This is a genomic window from Candidatus Synechococcus calcipolaris G9, from assembly GCF_029582805.1.
Taxonomy (GTDB): domain Bacteria; phylum Cyanobacteriota; class Cyanobacteriia; order Thermosynechococcales; family Thermosynechococcaceae; genus Synechococcus_F; species Synechococcus_F calcipolaris.
In genome coordinates this window covers 835,592-852,589 of the sequence record NZ_JAKKUT010000002.1, presented here as the reverse complement: position 1 = coordinate 852,589, position 16,998 = coordinate 835,592, and the positions used below count along the sequence as shown (strand labels likewise).

Below are 16,998 nucleotides of genomic sequence, written 5' to 3'. Positions count from 1 at the left end.
TTGAGATTGGAGGTCTAACCCGTTGATAATACTTTTTTCAAGGTATTAAGGGGAATTGACCCAAAATAGCGGTAACGAAACTGCTCTTCCCTGAGGGCCTCGAAAAACTGCTCAAGGGCCGTCCCACTAGATGGCATGTTATAGCTGGGAGCTTGGGGCCAGGTAAATCGATAGATTATGTCCAGATCATCCCGATGTCCAGGATCCCGATCCGTTTCAATGTGAATCCCTAGGACTAGTAAGACCCGTAACCCCAGGTCTAGGGAGCGATCGCCCAGATTCAGGCGCAGTTTTAACTCAGAACGACTGACAGGTTCGCGGTGATGGCTTAGGTATTTGATCGTGCCAACGAATATTCTCCAGGTATGCTCCGGCGGAGACAATTGGGGGAGCGGATAGGCCAACATCAGGGGCAGATTTTCCGCTTGGGCCCGTTGGAACCAGTCCCGCCAGTCCTGCCAGCTTTGGGGGCATTGGCGCATCATCAGCACGGGGGTTTTTAGTTTGGGGAAGGGCTTTTGCCGGTAATCCCATAGCCAATCTAGGGTATCCGTGGCCGTCGTTACTTCCAGGGTTTGGCTGGGATGAATATCAATCACTCGAGCCTGATAAACTTTCCTTTTTGCGTCAATCCCTAATTCAATCACCAGATCGCAGGGCCCCTTGGGAAAATCCACTGCTTTATAATTCCAGGCAATGCCATCGAAGTTGGGTAAGTTAGCGGCACGGCGATCAAACTCAAAGGTGGTGAAACTATAATTTTGTCTCTTACCCCGACTATCTTTAGTGGTTAGTTGTTGGATTTTCGTGAGGGTGACATTTTTTAGGAGTAATTTGGGTACAGGATTGCCCATACCGTAGGGTTCTAGCAAATAGAGTTCTCGAAAAAGGGCCTGGCCTAACTCATGAACCTTCACTTCCAGATCAATGGTAATCACCTTCTCGCCAAAGTTAGGAATATCCAAGGTTTCCCCTAGGGATTGATTCAAGGCAGCCTGCAATAGGGAAATATTCCGCACCGGCAAACGTAAACCAGCAGCAAAGGGATGGCCACCATAGCGATCCAGGAGATGGCCATGGCTGTGAAACAATTCATAGAGATCAATGCCGCCATAGGATCGGGCTGAACCTGCGGCCATAGCTGTTTCCGGGTTCTCTCCATTCCCATTGAGTAAAATCACGGGACGACCATACTCCTGGGTGAGTTGCCCGGCGACTAATCCCAACACGCCAGCGGGCCATTGATCATCCATTAAAATAATCACCCGAGTTGTGGACAGATCCAACCGTTCCACCTGGGTGCAGGCATCTTGGAACACATCCTTTTGGAGAGCCTTACGGCGATCGTTAGCCAATTCCACTTGATTGACTAAATTACGGCAGTATTTCTCATCCTTGCTGGTCAGCAGATCCACCACTAGCCCCGCATCCCCATAGATGCGACTAACGGCATTAATCCGCGGTCCCAGACCAAAACCAATATCAGTGGCCCGATCGCCCTTGGCTTTACACCGATCCAGGAGCAGCCGGATCCCCGGCCGTTGACTTTTTTGGAGTTGGGCAATGCCCCGCTGGGCAAGGTAACGGCAATCTCCCCGCAGTTCAACTAGATCCGCAATCAGGCCAATGGCCACCAAATCTAACAGATGGTCTAGGGGTTCCTGTACCTGTTCGGGCCAGACGTGGTACAGGGCCTCTATGAGTTTATAGGCTACGGCCACGCCCGATAGATGGCGGAGGGGATGATCTTGGGGAAACTGGCGGGAATTAATCAGGGCGATCGCCCCTAGGGGGTCAGTGGGCATGGTGTGGTGATCGGTGACAATGACATCCATGCCTAAGGTCTGGGCATAGGCAATTTCCGTGGCATCACTGCTGCCCGTGTCACAGGTAATAATTAACTGACAACTGGCCTGGGCCAGGCTCTCTAATCCTGCTTTTGAGAGACCATGGGATTCCTTGAGTCGGTTGGGAATGTAGTACGTTAGGTGGGTATGGGGAGTAAAAAATTGACCTAACCCCTGCCATAGCACCGCCGTTGCCGTTACACCATCGGCATCAAAGTCTCCCCAAATGACAACTTTTTCCTGACGTTCTTGGGCCTGCTGAAGCCGGGCGAGGGCCGCCGCCATCTCTGGAAAAGCCAAGGCTGAGGTAGGGGTATAGTTCCCAGGATCAAAAAAGCCACTGAGTTCACGAATATCACGATAGCCCCGTTGCCAAAGAAGCTGGGCCGTATAGTTCCCTGCCTCGGGGTCCATGGCTTGAACGGCTGTTACAAAATCCGCAGGGGCTAAGTCATCGCTAACCCGTTGCCACATCACCATGGCGATCGCTCCTAGGTAGTTGTAGATCGGCACGCATTTCACAGGCAACAGATAAAGTATAATTCAGCATCAGTATGTACCGATGGCTCTGTGCAAGTGCTGGTTAGGTGAGTGCTCGGTTCCCCGCATCTAGCAGTACATTATTGTAAAGGATATATAAAAATAGTAGAAATAAATTCTTGACCTTCGCATTTAGAACTGAAACCTCTCAGAAGGAGTTATCTTGCGCTTGCGGTCTAATACGTAGTTATGCTGCTGCGCTCTCATTACTGATCACTTGGAGACCATGGGTCTTGTCAGCGCACCTGTCGTGAAGAGCAATCTCGATCTCGCCCCAGTTGCAAGATTTATGTCTATACTGGAATACTAGGTTGAGCGACCCTCTAATCCGCACCTCAGCCTAACACCGCGTTGCAACGGACGGTATCCATAGAGCTATGTCACGGGGCGATCGTCCTTCACCGCCGCTGAACTATGCCGTTAGCTGCACACATTATCGCGATAAAAAGTACTTAGAGAATATTTTTCTTGGTGACGAGTCAAAAGTTATCTATACTATTTTCGTAAACCTCTATGTTTTGTGAGCCTAGTCCACTGGGATTTTACTCACCATTTAATAGCTTTGTACGTTTTTAACTGGACTAACGGTTGTAAGGATTGGCTCTAAGTTTCTAATATGTTTACAGTCAATAAACTCTCTATCAATACTACTTCCCACTTAAAGATTCGTTTCGGAGCCGCAGGTTTACATTTATTCAATCGAAACACTGGCTTGAATCTCTTAGTAAATGAAATCAGTTTACCTCCAAGTATGTGGTCGAATGCTCCACGCCAGGTGTCAATTGCATTGACAAATGCTTGCGATCTTGCATGCCCTCACTGCTACGCACCGAAAAATCCTGCCGTGTTGAATTTTGAGCGGTTAACGAATTGGCTAACTGATTTAGATGCTAATGGTTGCATTGGTGTGGGCTTCGGGGGTGGGGAACCAACTCTGTATCCTCGGCTCGCAGAACTCTGCTCGTACACAGCCGAAAAAACGGGTTTGGCTGTTACCATGACCACTCATGCCCATCATCTCAGCGATCGACTTCTTAAAGATCTTGCAGGGAATGTGAATTTCATCAGAGTGAGTATGGATGGGGTTGAAGCCACCTATGAATCTCTCCGAGGAAGACTTTTTGCTACCTTGATTCAACGTATCAGGGCACTTAGTAAAAGTTTTCCATTTGGCATCAACTTTGTGGTTAACTCGAAAACTATTGATGATCTTGATAAAGCTATTGATCTCGCGGAGGAATTTGGCTGCTCTGAATTCTTACTCTTGCCTGAAGAAGCCACTCTAAGAACTAGCGGGATTGATAGCGATACTCGTAGGATATTGCAAGAATGGGTGGCTAACTACCGTGGATTTATTCCCCTTGCAGTCAGCGAGAGTGGTGCTGATGGACTTCCGACCTGTAATCCCCTTATTGCGGAAACAGGATTAGAGGCTTTTGCCCACATAGATGCTTCAGGAATTTTGAAACGAACCTCATATAGTACCGACGGTGTTCGGATTACTGAAGATAGAGTGATGCCAGCACTTTATAAGTTAGCTACAAGCAACCAGGAGGTGACTTCATGAAAGTTTGGCGTGGCTATGGATCTGAGCACTCAATGAATCTAGTGATGATTGGGCAGTTTAAGAGCGTTGATGACGCGAGAAAAACCAAACAAACAATTGACCAGCTTACTGAAAAGTTTACTGACAAAATAGAAGTTGGCAGAACTCGAAACCGATTTGAGGATGAAGTTTTTGCTCTTTTAAAGGATGCAAATATCTATACTCTTGGGCCTCTGGAACTTGAGCAATTTTTGTATGACATAAGCACTCGAATAGAAGAAGACAAATTGATTCTAACTACTGATGAATCGGACGTTTCTGCTTTTATCAAGCTTATGATTGATAGAGGAGCAAAAATTGAGATTTTTTCAGCTCATGATTACCCAGATACTGATTATGGTCGGGGTAAATAGACTTTTAAGATACTGCAATGCCTTCTCTAGACTGGACAAAATTTGATTCACTTCCAGGTGACAAGACCCGTAACTTTGAAAATCTATGTCGTGGTCTCGTAAGACTGCAATATGGACGATTTGGAGATTTCAAAGCTTTGGCTAATCAACCTGGGGTTGAATTTCACATAAAACTGACTGAACCATGTCAGCTTGGCAATGCATCTCGTTGGTTTGGATGGCAATGTAAACTATACCAGCGGAATAAAGATGGAACACTAAATGCAGCAAGTCGTCAAGATATTGAACATTCACTTGCAACTACTGAAAGAGTATTACCAGACCTCACAGATTGGGTTCTTTGGACACCCTATACTCTCAGTAAGAAAGACCAGGCTTGGTATCACAGTCTTTCGACACAATACAATTTGCACTTATGGGCTGAGGAAGAAGTTGATACTTACCTAAGTGGCGATGCCCTAATACTCAGAAGCACCTACTTTGGTGAGCAGGTTTTAACTCCAAGTAATCTCGCAGAACGACACAGGATAGCAATTCAGCCAATTCAAGAGCGCTGGCTAGTACCAGTCCACCAAGCCGTTGATGCCGAGCGGATGATTCGGCGAATGCTGGGAGAGGTTGACTCATGGGGACAATTGATTGAAGTCGGGGAGCATTTGAAGAACATATCTGACTTACTATCGTGTGAGTTAGACGGCGCTGTACCCAGATTAAAACCCTACATAACCTCTTTTATTGATGCTTGCTCAGCGTTTGCTGATACTCTGATCAATTTTCATCAAATCCTTGCAGATGGAGACCTTGATGTTATCCAGCAAAAACTAAAGGAACGCAAAATATTAATCAATATAGACGTTCGCTCGACTCCTAGACACTTACGGTCTGCAAACCATCCAGCAGCACTACATGCCACTAACGCGCTAGACGATATGTACACAGCGCAAGAACTCCTCGACGAAGCTGAAGAATTTCTCGGAGTTGGTCTGGTTGGGGTTTTAGCAGATGCAGGTAGTGGTAAAACGCAGATGGCTGCTCAATTAACTGCTCCCCAGGAGAAGAGACCTGCTGGCGTTTTTCTCCAAGGTCGTAATCTTCACAGAGGGCAGTCTCTTGACGATCTTGCAAAAAGCATCTCAATTAATGGCATTCCTATGCCGAGCATAGAGATGTTAATGGCAGCAGTAGATGCGGCTGGTAAACGTTCTTGTTGTCGATTACCAATCTTAATTGATGGACTTAACGAAGCTGAGAATCCCAAAGATTGGAAGCCTGAATTAGCTTCACTTAGCGAGATTATGAAGAAATTTCCTAACGTTCTAGTAGTCTGCACATTAAGAACTGGAGAACGGAAGAAGGAAGATTGGCATCAGTATCGAGAGTCACAAACTGAGACTAGAGAATCATTTGCAGTCATGGCTCTTCCTGATGGCATAAAGACAATAGAAAGTGAGGGGTTTGGAGGTGATGTTGATGAGGCGATCGAAAAGTATTTTAGCCACTTCAAAATAGACCCCGGCGATTCAGAGATTCCTGCGGAGTTTTTACAACACCCACTAACGTTGAGAATATTCTGCGAGGTCACCAACCCGAAAAAAGAATCTGAAGTCAAGATTGATTATTTTCCTACTTCGCTTGCACCACTATTTGAAAAATATGTTGCTAATGCTGCTGAGCGCATTTCACAGATGACTAACCTCAGCCATAGTTACGCTGCAAATGAAGTGGATAGAGCAGTTTACGTACTTGGAATTGAATTATGGAAGTGTGGGAAGCGAGAGGTTAGCGAGGCAAGCTTTCGTGATGCAGCATCTGATGCTTCTCGTTCATGGAATAGCAGTATCGTTAATCTTCTGGCACAGGAAGGGATTCTCTTCAAGAACCCAGGTTTTGAACCGTATGAGTATGTAGTCACGCCAACTTATGATGCATTGGGAGGGTATATTGTCGCTAATGCTCTTCTCACTAAATACGCGCGGGATACTTCCTTTGCTTGGCTGAATAACCCTGAGATTGTTGCACTATTTACTGGTAATACTAGCCACGAATTGGCATTTGACATACTTGGATCTCTGGTCACACTGACTCCACGCCGAATGCAAGGGAAACAAATTTGGCGGCATGTATCAGAGCCGTTAAAGAAAAACGCTATTGCATTGGCGGCTGAAATAGATGCAGAGTATTTAGACCAAGAGACAGTAAGCGCTTTATTGAGCCTTTCACATGAATCCTCAAGATTTAGAAGTCGTCTATTCGTTCGATTTCAAGTAGCCCGTGCAGTAGCGCTCCACCCACTTAATGCTGCTTTTCTTGATGAAACACTCCGAGCAATGTCAGTTTCTGGGCGAGATCTTATCTGGACTGAGTGGATTCGAGAAACACGATCCGAGAGATTGAACGATCTACTAGCAATAGAGGGTAGGTGGAAACAACAGCAGGACTTTCGGACTGATTCTGATCGACTGCGTGCAAAGTGGGTCATGTGGCTTTTGACCTCTACAGACCGAGAACTTCGTGATGTAGCAACCCGTGCATTGTACTGGTTTGGACGGAGAAACCCCGCAGCACTATTTGAAGAGAGCTTAACGGCACTTGCAATTAATGATCCTTATGTCCCAGAGCGAATGCTTGCTGCAAGCTATGGAGTTGCAATGGCACGGCATGTGGATTTAGGCGACCAAACGTTTGTGACTGAAACCTTACCGACCTATGTGCGGAGTATCTATGACTCAATGTTTGCAGAAAGCGCACCATTTAGCACTACACATTCCCTCATGAGAGAGTACGGAAGCCGAATTATAGAAATGGTTTCTATACATCATCCTGAGCTTTTCACTTCTGAGGAGATTCAAAGAAGTAAAGCTCCATTTGAAGGGGGACTTCGCGATTGGGGCGAAAGTGAAGAATCTAGAGAAAGGCGTTATGGTGCAGATTCACCATTAGGAATGGATTTTGAAAACTATACTATCGGAAGTTTGGTGCCAGGTCGCAGCAACTATGATTTCCAAAACGCTGAGTATAGCAAAGTCAGATCACAAATTCTTTGGCGAATCGAGCAGCTTGGATGGTCAAGTGAAAAGTTTAAGGATATTGAAAGCTCAATAGAAAACGAGCACCGCTGGAATAGAACAGGAAGTGATACTAAGAAGATAGAGCGCTATGGGAAGAAGTATTCATGGATTGCCTTCTATGAGATGACTGGTCTGTTACATGATTTAGGAAAAATTGAGAGATCCAGTGAGCGTGATTGGAACTGGGATCTAGATATTGACCCAAGTTTTCCAGAGCAGTCACCAAAGGTTCACCTTATACACGCAGACTTCCTTGGCGATCCTGACATGGAGATGAAGGAATGGATCACCAATGGAGCACTACCTGATGTAAACCCCTATCTTCAAATAGCGGAGATTCAAAACGAAGCTGGGCCTTGGGTTATGTTAGATGGCTATATAGCACAGGAAAACGAAACTCTTGGTCGAAATATTTTTTGCTTCATCCGAAGTTTTCTCGTCTTGTCTAGCGAGGCTGATTCTTTTTTAGAGCATCTATCCAATCAAAACTTAGGTGGAAGATGGTTGCCTGAAAAGCCATCGGTTGGCTATACGTTTTCAGGCGAGATTCCGTGGTGTGAAACGTTTCCTGAAAATAGCGCTTGTGAGTTCTCGTTCGTTGTGAAGGAGGAGACTGTTCAAGTTGAGCGGATGGAACCAAGATTCTTTTTAGATGGTAAACAGCTAGATTTGAGTCATGTCGATATAGTTAGACTTCGCTTATTAGGTGTTAACGCATACGATGAGGACGATCAAAAACTCAGCGAAGAAGAACTTGAACGTATTGAAGTCCGTGAAATACTTGTGGAGGTTAAGGAAGTACAGCAAGATATAATCACATATCATGCACTCATTCCGGTCTGCGACTTTCGTTGGGAAAGTAGTCGTAGCATTGCCAATAATGTTAGCCATGCCACTACATTAGCAAAAGAGATTGCCTCAGATTTGAAACTAATCGGTCAATCACAAACTTTCGATCTGGTTACAACTAAAGGGGTGAGAGCAACATATGAATTTTCTGATCGTAGCGATGATTTCAACAATAGCCAGTCAATGTTCTACATACGGGAGGAATTATTGAGAGACTTCCTTAAGGAAAATAATCTTGCTCTTGTTTGGGCTGTCTGGGGCGAACGTCAATATTCATCGAACCTAGCTAACAAATTCTTTAATAGTTCCAATCGCCCAGATCCAGCTTATGTCGTGTACATTTTTATCAAGCGCTATGAATGACTAAATCACCTCCTATCCGAATTAATAAGGTTCAAGTTGGCGAAGGGAAATAGATTAGTTAGTCAATCAAGCTTCTTAGCTACAAATAATCTAAACTAATTGCCATATCAGAGTTCTAATAACTTTCTCAGTCTGCAACTGGATATAGGGGAATTAGATTAGAAGCTAACAAACCTGCTGGAGCGGACTGTTGGGAGATTTTGGTTGTGTTGCAAAGGCTACATGCAGCCGCTCAGCAGGAACGTTATGCTACTGCGCTGGGAACCTCTTCGCCTTGTTCACTTCTGGTTACTGGGAGAGCATTGGTCTTGTCAGCGCACCTGTCGTGAAGAGCGATCTCGATCTCGCCCCAGTTGCAAGATTTATGTCTATACTGAAAAATTAGGTTGAGCGGCCCTCTAATCCGCGCCTCAGCCTAATATGGCGTTGCAACGGACGGGATCCATAGAGCTATGTCACGAGGCGATCGTCCCTCACCACCGCTGAACTATACCGTTAGGTTTCAGTGGGTGATTGCAAGAGGGCTATTTTTTCTTCCGCTTAGTCTTTTCAAATAGATCAGAGTGGCTGCCTGTTCTGACTAAGATCAGTAACCCTGGCTGCGAGGTGTCATAAATCAAGAGCCAGTCTGGTTCGATATGACATTCCCTTTTTGGCTTCCAACCCCCAAGAAGAACATGATCCTTATAACGGGAGTCCAGTGGTTCATCTGCTTGAAGTTTTTTGATGACAGATGCCAGCTTAGCCATGTCTTTACCGCGAGCTTTAGCAGCCCTTGCATCTTTCTTGAATTGACTGGTAATTTTTTCCTCACGCACTAATTAGTCTTTGGTAAACACTAAAGGCTTGCCAGAAAAACGTCAATATCGTCAACAGTCTCCAATCGCTCAGGATCTTCTGCTTCTGCGATCGCAGCCAACGTAATCTCATTTGGAATTTCTACTGCAAAAGGCAAACCTCGACGGAGTATCACCTGTTGATACAACATACGGATCGCCTCGGTTGACGTAATCCCCAACTCAGCAAAAATCTCCTCTGCCCTTGCTTTTAGGTTTGGGCTCATCCTTGCTTGAACTTTTGTTGTCTGAGTTTTCATGGGTAAACCTTCTCGCTAGAAACCTCGTACCTTTAGCTCAGATGTGCTGAAGAAAAAGATTAATATGCTGTAGTTTGTATTCGATTTGTATCACAAAATGGTACGAAGGCGCAAGCGCGATCGCCTCTTGCCTTTGGTAAGGTTTGTGGGGGCAATTAACATATCCTCATTCCTACAAATTAACAGTTGCTTGCACTCGAACGCTCAGGTCTATGCAATGGCTGTGGGATTGTCTAAAATCTCTTTTGCGCCGGTGAAGCGAAGGCGGTTATGCCGCTTGATCCTTAGATTGGGTTTAGTCGCAAGACTGCCTACTAGTACTTCAAGGCAAAGCAGTCAGAGGCTCGATTGGTCATGCGTTTTACATACTCAATTTGGTAGACTTGAGGCACTGATTAGGCTAAGTTGACTTATGGCTATTACAGTCGATCACGCAATTCAACAGAAGCTACTTAGCGTTGACGAGTTTCTCGCTCATTACCGTGATGATAACCGCTACGAACTAATCGACGGAGAGGTGTTCGACTTGGAACCAACAGGCTTGCATGAGGAGGTTGCAGCCTTCATAACGACGAAGATATGTGTTCAGATCGACGGATTAGGTTTACCTTGGTTTGTCCTCCAGCGGGGGCTGTTGCGCCCTTCTAAAACTGGTATGACGACATTTCGTCCTGATATCGCAGTTGTCGATCAAGGTGAACTGACCCAAGAGCCGCTTTGGTATGACCAGTCGATCTTGACTCTAGGCACTTCGATTAAATTTGTAGCGGAAGTTGTAAGTAGCAACTGGCAAAATGATTATGCTCGTAAGCTTGAAGACTACGCAGCGTTAGGCATCCCTGAATATTGGATTGCAGACTACGCAGGATTAGGGGGTACTCGACATATTGGGAAGCCCAAACAACCCACCCTCTCTATCTGTACGCTAGTAGATGGAGAGTATGAAATTCAGCAATTTCGAGGCAGTCAGACGATTGTTTCTTCAACTTTCTCAGGTTTGAAACTGACGGCTGAACAAGTGTTGAGGGCCGGTAGGTAGCGATCGCGGCATAGCAATCCTGGTACAGCGGACAGATCAGGATTGCTTGTGGAGTTGCGATTTTATCTGCGTCTGGTGAGCGCGAACATTATGCCTGACCCTGACTAAAAAAAGTGGACAAACTCCAAGAGTCGCCAATGAAGGAGAATGTCCAAATGAGCCAAAAACCAAGACGAACGTTTACTACTGAAGAAAAAGAGAATTTTCCTGACCATCGGTCAGTAGCTGTGGCAATTGTGAAGTAGTCAGGCAAGCCTATCAGTCAAGTTGCCCTAGAAATGGGTTTAAGGAACATGCTCTATTCAGTGGGAAGTAAGCTACAGCATCGGGAGGATGTCAGTAAAAACGGCCTCGTAGAGGTCAGTGAGGGAGATCGTGACCCCGACGGACTGAAGTAAAAAAGATTCGCTGAGATCATGGTATTCGCTGAATAACCACTGGTTTTCGGCTTGTTTGATGTATTGCTCAACCTGGGGCTTCTCCTGAGAGATCAGCAGATACTCCTTAAACGCCGGAATTGTGCGATAGGCCGTGAACTTGTTGCCGCGATCGTACTTTTCAGTGGAGTCAGATACTCATCTGCAATATAGATTTTGGCAGGGGTGAGGGTACTCATGGGGAAATAGGGGTTAGGGGATAGACGTGGAGGGGGAAGTAATCTCGAGATCGATAGAACCTACGGAAGCTTGGGCCAGGCCTTGATTGAGTTTACCGCTGCGAAACCCTTCTAAATCTAGTGTGATATAGCGAAAACCAAACCCTTGCAAGTCCGCCACGAGGGTTACTAGGTTCGTACCCATCACAAAGTCTTGAATTTGACTGGGGGGCAGTTCAATCCGGGCCGTATCCCCTTGACTTCGCACCCGCAGTTCTGTCCAGCCTAATTTCCGCAGATAATGCTCCGCGTGGCCCACCCGCTGTAGTTTTTCAACGGTAATTTCTTCGCCATAGGGAAAACGAGAGCTTAAACAGGGTTGGGCGGGCTTATTCCACCAGGGCAACCCCAGATGCTTCGCCATTTGTCGCACATCTAACTTGGTCATGCCCACTTCCGCTAGGGGCGATCGCACCCCCCGTTCCTGCGCTGCCGCAATGCCTGGCCGATAGTCTGATAGGTCATCGGCATTCACCCCATCCATGACGTAGGGATACCCCAACCCCTGGGCTAAACTCCGCAGGCAATCATGGAGTTCACTTTTACAAAAATAGCAGCGATTAACTGGATTCTTGGCATAGTTTGGATTACTGAGTTCTTGGGTTTCAATGAGTTGATGGCGAATGCCAATAGCCGCCGCTTGAATTCGGGCATCTTCTAAATCCGCCATCAGTAGGGAAGGAGATACTGCCGTCACAGCCACCGCCCCATCGCCGAGAACATCGTAGGCAACTTTTGCGACTAAGGTACTATCAATGCCACCGGAATAGGCAATCAGAGCCGTATCCATTTCATTAATCAGGGATCGCAGACGCTGGAGTTGATGGTGGATCATGGCATGGTTAGAGTGGGAGAAACCCTTGACGGTTATGGAGGGGAGTTTTCATCATACCCCAATATATTTTTCGAGGAGATGGGTTTAACTAGCTACACTAAGCCTAGGGAGGAAACGAACGATGAGTGGCCATCTTTTATTAGTGGACGATGAACCGGGCCTACGGGAAGCCGTACAGGCCTACCTGGAAGACAGTGGCTTTACGGTAACGGCGGTATCCAGTGCCCAGGCAGCTTTGGACTATTTACAATCGGAGATTCCAGATTTGGTGATCAGCGATATTATGATGCCCCAGGTGGATGGTTACGAATTTCTAGAGTCTCTACGCAGTGAAAGCCATTTAAGCCATATTCCGGTGATTTTTCTGACGGCACGGGGCATGAAGCGCGATCGCATCCAGGGCTATGATGCTGGTTGTGATGCCTATCTCTCTAAACCCTTTGACCCCGATGAATTAGTCGCCATTGTCAATAATCTGATCCGACGGCAGGCCGCTGCTCGGGATGAAGCAGAGCCAAATTTAGCCAGTCTTGCCCAACAAATTGCGGAACTACGAACCATGCTGGTGAAGCAGGGGGGGAAATCAACCACGGTACAGCCAATCAAGTTAGATTTAACCCCTCGGGAAGAAAGTGTTTTACAATTAGTCGTCCAAGGACTCATGAATAAGGAAATTGCCAGTCAGCTAAATACCAGTGTGCGGAATATTGAAAAGTATGTGAGTCGTCTTTTTGTAAAAACGGGAACAAGTAGCCGTACCGAATTAGTCCGCTTTGCCCTTGAAAATAATCTAGCCTCCTAGACTTCCCATGAATAATCCCCGTGCTAGTGACATTGAGCATCGTAAGGCTGAGCACCTAGATATTTGCATCCATGGGGATGTGGAATCACCCCTTGTCTCCACAGGGCTGGAACGCTATCGCTTTCGTCATACCTGTTTACCTGAATTAGATTTTGATGATCTGGATATTCAGACCACCTTTTTGGGATGGCCCTTAGCGGCCCCTTTATTAATTTCATCCATGACGGGGGGAACGGCCCTAGCGGGAAAAATTAATCGTCGGTTAGCCCGTGCCGCTCAACATTTTCGGATTCCCATGGGTGTCGGTTCCCAACGAGTGTTATTGGAGCAACCGCAAATCGCCGAAACCTTTGCCGTGCGAGAGGTTGCCCCGGATACTCCCCTCTTGGCAAATATTGGCGCGGTGCAATTGAACTATGGCTGTGGGGTGGACGACTGTGGCAAAATTATTAAAATTTTAGATGCCAATGCCCTGATTCTCCATCTCAATCCGCTTCAGGAGGCGGTGCAAACCCGAGGCGATCGCAACTTTAAGGGACTCCTGCCCAAAATCAGGGATCTGTGCCAGCAATTAGAGGTACCCGTCATTGTCAAAGAGGTGGGGAATGGTATTTCCGGGGCGATCGCCGATCAGCTGATCCAGGCTGGGGTAGCGGCCATTGATGTCGCCGGTGCGGGAGGAACCTCCTGGGCCAAGGTGGAAGCAGCGCGGGCCACGGATCCTCGCCAACGCGCCTTGGGGCAAACCTTTGCGGACTGGGGGATTCCTACGGCGGACTGTCTTCAGGATATTCGTGAAAACCACCCGGACTATCCTTTGATTGCCTCTGGCGGTCTCAAGAATGGGTTAGACGTGGCCAAGGCGATCGCCCTGGGAGCTGATCTGGGGGGGCTGGCCCGACCGTTTCTGCAAGCGGCCCATATTTCCGAAGAAGCCTTATTTGAACATATTGAGATCACCCTAGGGGAACTAAAAACCGTTTTATTTTGTACTGGTTGTAAGAACCTTAGCCAACTCCATCAGGGAAGTTCATTACTCAGAAATCCCTAAAAGATTTTATGGAGTCCAATCACAATCAACATCGTGCTGGGAAAATAGGGGAGTTGTTTCAGCCAACGGTGGCCAGCAATCATGATTCCAGTTTGAATGCCAATGTAGAGAAAGATACTACTCATCATGGCAATGGTAAAAATAATCAGCCAGGGAGAATATCCCAACAGGCGAATACTCACCCCCGCCACAAAGGAATCAATGGAGAGGGCCAGCCCCAAAAAGAAGGCCTCCTGCAAGGAAATGGAGTTGGAGTGGTCGAAGTCGGCGGCCATGGGATCCTGGAGAATCTCTGGAATGACCCCTAAATTTTCGTGTTCCGGGGGGTGATACCCGGGCCGATCCGTCGGGTTGGCGTGGTAATCCAGGGGTTTTGAGGATCGCTGTAATTGGGATTTGAAATGATTAATCACCGCATACAGCCCGATCGCCACCAATAGGAATCCACCAATGGACTCGGTTAATTCCTTAGACAGTAGGGCAACGAGCAAATCCCCAATCAGAACAGCAATGACTAAACTCAGACCCGTGCAAAGGGTAATAATGCCCAGAGATCCCAGGGGGACTCGGAGACGGCGGGCCCCATAGGTGACACCTACTCCAAAACTATCCAGACTCAGGGCAATGGCGATCGGCAACAAAGATAGGAAATTCATGGCTCAGCGATGTAACCTAGCAAGCCCTCCTGGATGATCCGTTTAGGGACAGCCCAGAAAAACTTTACCAAGGTGGACAGTAACCAATCTAGGAAAGGTATATTTCAGCGGTGTGACAGGTGAACCACAACCCGATGACAATCCCAAGACCCCTGAAACTCTGAAAGCCAAAAATTAAACAAAAAATTGCGTAAGATAGCTGTAGATGTCAATCCTGTATATATTCCGTCTATGGCCCTGAAAACCGTCGATTTTCCCCTGACCGCCGTTATTGGCCAAGAAGCCATTAAACTAGCCCTACTTTTAGCGGCGATCGACCCAGGCTTAGGGGGAGTCGTCATTGCTGGCCGGCGAGGAACCGCTAAATCTGTCCTGGCCCGGGCCATTCATCACCTTTTGCCGCCCATTGAGGTCATTCAGCCGGCGATCGCCAGTGATGCTCCCCGCATCTTTGCCAACCCTGATCCCGATCGCCCCCAGGATTGGGACATCACCCTCCTGGCCTGGAGTCATGGCAAAACCCTAGAGAGGGAAGTGATTCCCGCACCATTTATTCAAATTCCCCTGGGCATTACTGAAGATCGGTTACTGGGTTCCGTGGATGTGAGTCAATCCGTCCAGCGTGGGGAAGCGGTCTTCCAGCCGGGACTCCTAGCCGCCGCCCATCGGGGAGTCCTGTACGTGGATGAAATTAATCTTCTGGATGAGCAAATTGCAAATTTATTACTTACCACGTTGACCCAAGGGCGAAATCAAATTGAGCGGGAAGGCATTAGTATTCAACACGCCTGTCGCCCCCTACTTATTGCCACCTACAACCCCGAGGAAGGGGAACTACGGCCCCATTTACTGGATCGCATTGCCATCGCCCTGTCTGCGGATACTGTCCTCGGATTAGATGAACGGGTAGCTGCCGTAGATCAAGTTACTGCCTTTGCCCATTCTCCAGAAGCCTTCTTAGCTGAATACACCCCCGAACTGGATGATCTCAAAACCCAAATTATTCTGGCACGGGAATGGCTAAAAGATGTCCGCATTCAACGCCAACAAATTGCCTACTTAGTGACCGAGGCCCTCCGGGCAGGGGTGCAGGGCCACCGAGCCGAACTCTTTGCCGTGGGGGTTGCCCGGGCCCATGCGGCCCTGAATGGTCGCGCTGATGTCACTGCTGAAGATCTGCGCCGCGCCGTCGAGTTAGTCATTGTTCCCCGGGCGACGCAAGTGGAAACGCCCTCACCACCCCCACCACCTCCTCCCCCCAATAACCAAATGGAGGATCAGCAAGATCCGGATGAGCCAGACGAGGACGAGAGCGACCCCCCAGAATCAGATCCCGAGGAAATGCCACCGGTTCCTGAGGAATTTGTTTTTGATGCGGATGGTACGGTTTTAGATGATTCCGTCCTCTACTTTGCCCAACTATCCCAACGCCAAGGGAAATCGGGCAGTCGCAGTTTAGTCTATTCCCAGGATCGGGGTCGCTATGTCCGGCCCATTTTACCCAGGGGTCGAGGCGGACGCATTGCCGTAGATGCAACCCTGCGAACGGCAGCACCCTATCAACAATCGCGACGACTGCGCCAGCCCCACCGGAAGGTCATTGTTGAATCCAATGATCTACGGATTAAACGCCTAGCCCGCAAAGCCGGAGCCTTAATTATATTTGTTGTGGATGCCTCGGGTTCCATGGCCCTCAATCGGATGAATTCTGCCAAGGGCGCCGTCCTGCGATTACTCACCCAGGCCTACCAAAACCGCGACATGATTGCCCTGATTCCCTTCCGGGGTGAACAGGCAGAGGTTCTCCTCCCCCCCACCCGATCCATTGAAGCGGCCCGCCGTCGTCTGGAAACCTTGCCCTGTGGTGGCGGCTCTCCCCTGGCCCATGGACTCACCCAAGCGGTTCGCGTCGGCATGAATGCCCGTCAGTCTGGCGATATTGGCCAGGTGATGATTGTGGCCATTACCGATGGGCGTGGTAATATCCCCCTAGCGCGTTCCCTAGGGGATCCGCTACCAGAGGGGGAAAAGCCGGATATTAAGGGAGAGTTATTAGATATTGCCGCTAAAATCCAGGGCCTCGGTCTGAAACTCTTGGTAATTGATACGGAAAATCGCTTTGTATCGACGGGGATGGCAAAGGATCTGGCAACCCAAGCCGGGGGCAAATACTATCACCTACCCAAGGCTACGGATCAGGCGATCGCCACCGTGACTCAAAATGCCCTGAACTTTTAA

12 protein-coding genes and 1 pseudogene are annotated in these 16,998 nt (G+C 47.8%); 7 read left to right on the top strand and 6 right to left on the bottom strand.

Going from position 1 to position 16,998, the window contains the following annotated elements; genetic code table 11:
* Positions 1-14: 14 nt before the first annotated feature.
* Positions 15-2,360 (bottom strand): single-stranded-DNA-specific exonuclease RecJ, encoded by a 2,346-nt coding sequence (gene recJ, locus L3556_RS06875; RefSeq protein ID WP_277866563.1) that lies wholly within the window; start codon positions 2,358-2,360, stop codon positions 15-17.
* Between the two features lie 643 nt (positions 2,361-3,003).
* Between recJ and L3556_RS06870 the strand changes: the two genes are divergently transcribed.
* From L3556_RS06870 to L3556_RS06860, 3 genes are read left to right on the top strand one after another with little or no spacing between them, the layout of a single operon-like run.
* Positions 3,004-3,954, top strand: a complete 951-nt coding sequence (locus tag L3556_RS06870) for a radical SAM protein (protein WP_277866562.1) — start codon at positions 3,004-3,006, stop codon at positions 3,952-3,954.
* Positions 3,951-4,346 carry a DUF6375 family protein gene (locus tag L3556_RS06865; RefSeq protein WP_277866561.1) on the top strand — a complete coding sequence of 132 codons (396 nt, stop codon included), beginning with the start codon at positions 3,951-3,953 and terminating at the stop codon, positions 4,344-4,346. Before L3556_RS06870 ends, L3556_RS06865 begins: the two co-directional genes overlap by 4 nt.
* Before the next feature lie 17 nt (positions 4,347-4,363).
* Entirely contained in the window at positions 4,364-8,626 is a 4,263-nt protein-coding gene (locus L3556_RS06860) for an NACHT domain-containing protein (RefSeq protein ID WP_277866560.1), read from the top strand.
* A gap of 524 nt (positions 8,627-9,150) precedes the next feature.
* Here L3556_RS06860 and L3556_RS06855 read toward each other — a convergent pair.
* Complete coding sequence (locus tag L3556_RS06855) at positions 9,151-9,444, bottom strand: type II toxin-antitoxin system RelE/ParE family toxin (RefSeq protein WP_277866559.1); 294 nt, start codon at positions 9,442-9,444, stop codon at positions 9,151-9,153.
* A 20-nt stretch (positions 9,445-9,464) separates the two neighbouring features.
* Positions 9,465-9,722 carry a type II toxin-antitoxin system RelB/DinJ family antitoxin gene (locus tag L3556_RS06850; RefSeq protein WP_277866558.1) on the bottom strand — a complete coding sequence of 86 codons (258 nt, stop codon included), beginning with the start codon at positions 9,720-9,722 and terminating at the stop codon, positions 9,465-9,467.
* Between the two features lie 412 nt (positions 9,723-10,134).
* Here L3556_RS06850 and L3556_RS06845 point away from each other — a divergent pair, with 412 nt between their 5' ends.
* Positions 10,135-10,761 (top strand): Uma2 family endonuclease, encoded by a 627-nt coding sequence (locus L3556_RS06845; protein ID WP_277866557.1) that lies wholly within the window; start codon positions 10,135-10,137, stop codon positions 10,759-10,761.
* Positions 10,762-11,204: 443 nt separating this feature from the next.
* Here L3556_RS06845 and L3556_RS06840 read toward each other — a convergent pair.
* Together L3556_RS06840 and larE are read right to left on the bottom strand one after the other, a co-directional pair.
* Positions 11,205-11,279, bottom strand: a pseudogene (locus L3556_RS06840) (hypothetical protein); the annotation flags it as partial.
* A gap of 111 nt (positions 11,280-11,390) precedes the next feature.
* Entirely contained in the window at positions 11,391-12,251 is an 861-nt protein-coding gene (larE, locus tag L3556_RS06835; protein WP_277866556.1) for an ATP-dependent sacrificial sulfur transferase LarE, read from the bottom strand.
* A gap of 121 nt (positions 12,252-12,372) precedes the next feature.
* On the opposite strand from larE, the gene L3556_RS06830 reads away from it, so the two are divergent.
* The gene (locus L3556_RS06830) at positions 12,373-13,053 is read left to right on the top strand and encodes a response regulator transcription factor (RefSeq protein WP_277866555.1); all 681 of its coding nucleotides are present in this window, start codon (positions 12,373-12,375) and stop codon (positions 13,051-13,053) included.
* A 7-nt stretch (positions 13,054-13,060) separates the two neighbouring features.
* Entirely contained in the window at positions 13,061-14,104 is a 1,044-nt protein-coding gene (fni, locus tag L3556_RS06825) for a type 2 isopentenyl-diphosphate Delta-isomerase (RefSeq protein ID WP_277866554.1), read from the top strand.
* Here fni and ytaF read toward each other — a convergent pair.
* The gene (gene ytaF / locus L3556_RS06820; protein WP_277866553.1) at positions 14,101-14,760 is read right to left on the bottom strand and encodes a sporulation membrane protein YtaF; all 660 of its coding nucleotides are present in this window, start codon (positions 14,758-14,760) and stop codon (positions 14,101-14,103) included. The two genes, fni and ytaF, sit on opposite strands and share 4 nt — an antisense overlap.
* A gap of 231 nt (positions 14,761-14,991) precedes the next feature.
* Here ytaF and bchD point away from each other — a divergent pair, with 231 nt between their 5' ends.
* On the top strand, positions 14,992-16,998 hold the full coding sequence (bchD, locus tag L3556_RS06815) for a magnesium chelatase ATPase subunit D (RefSeq protein ID WP_277866552.1): 2,007 nt from the start codon (positions 14,992-14,994) through the stop codon (positions 16,996-16,998).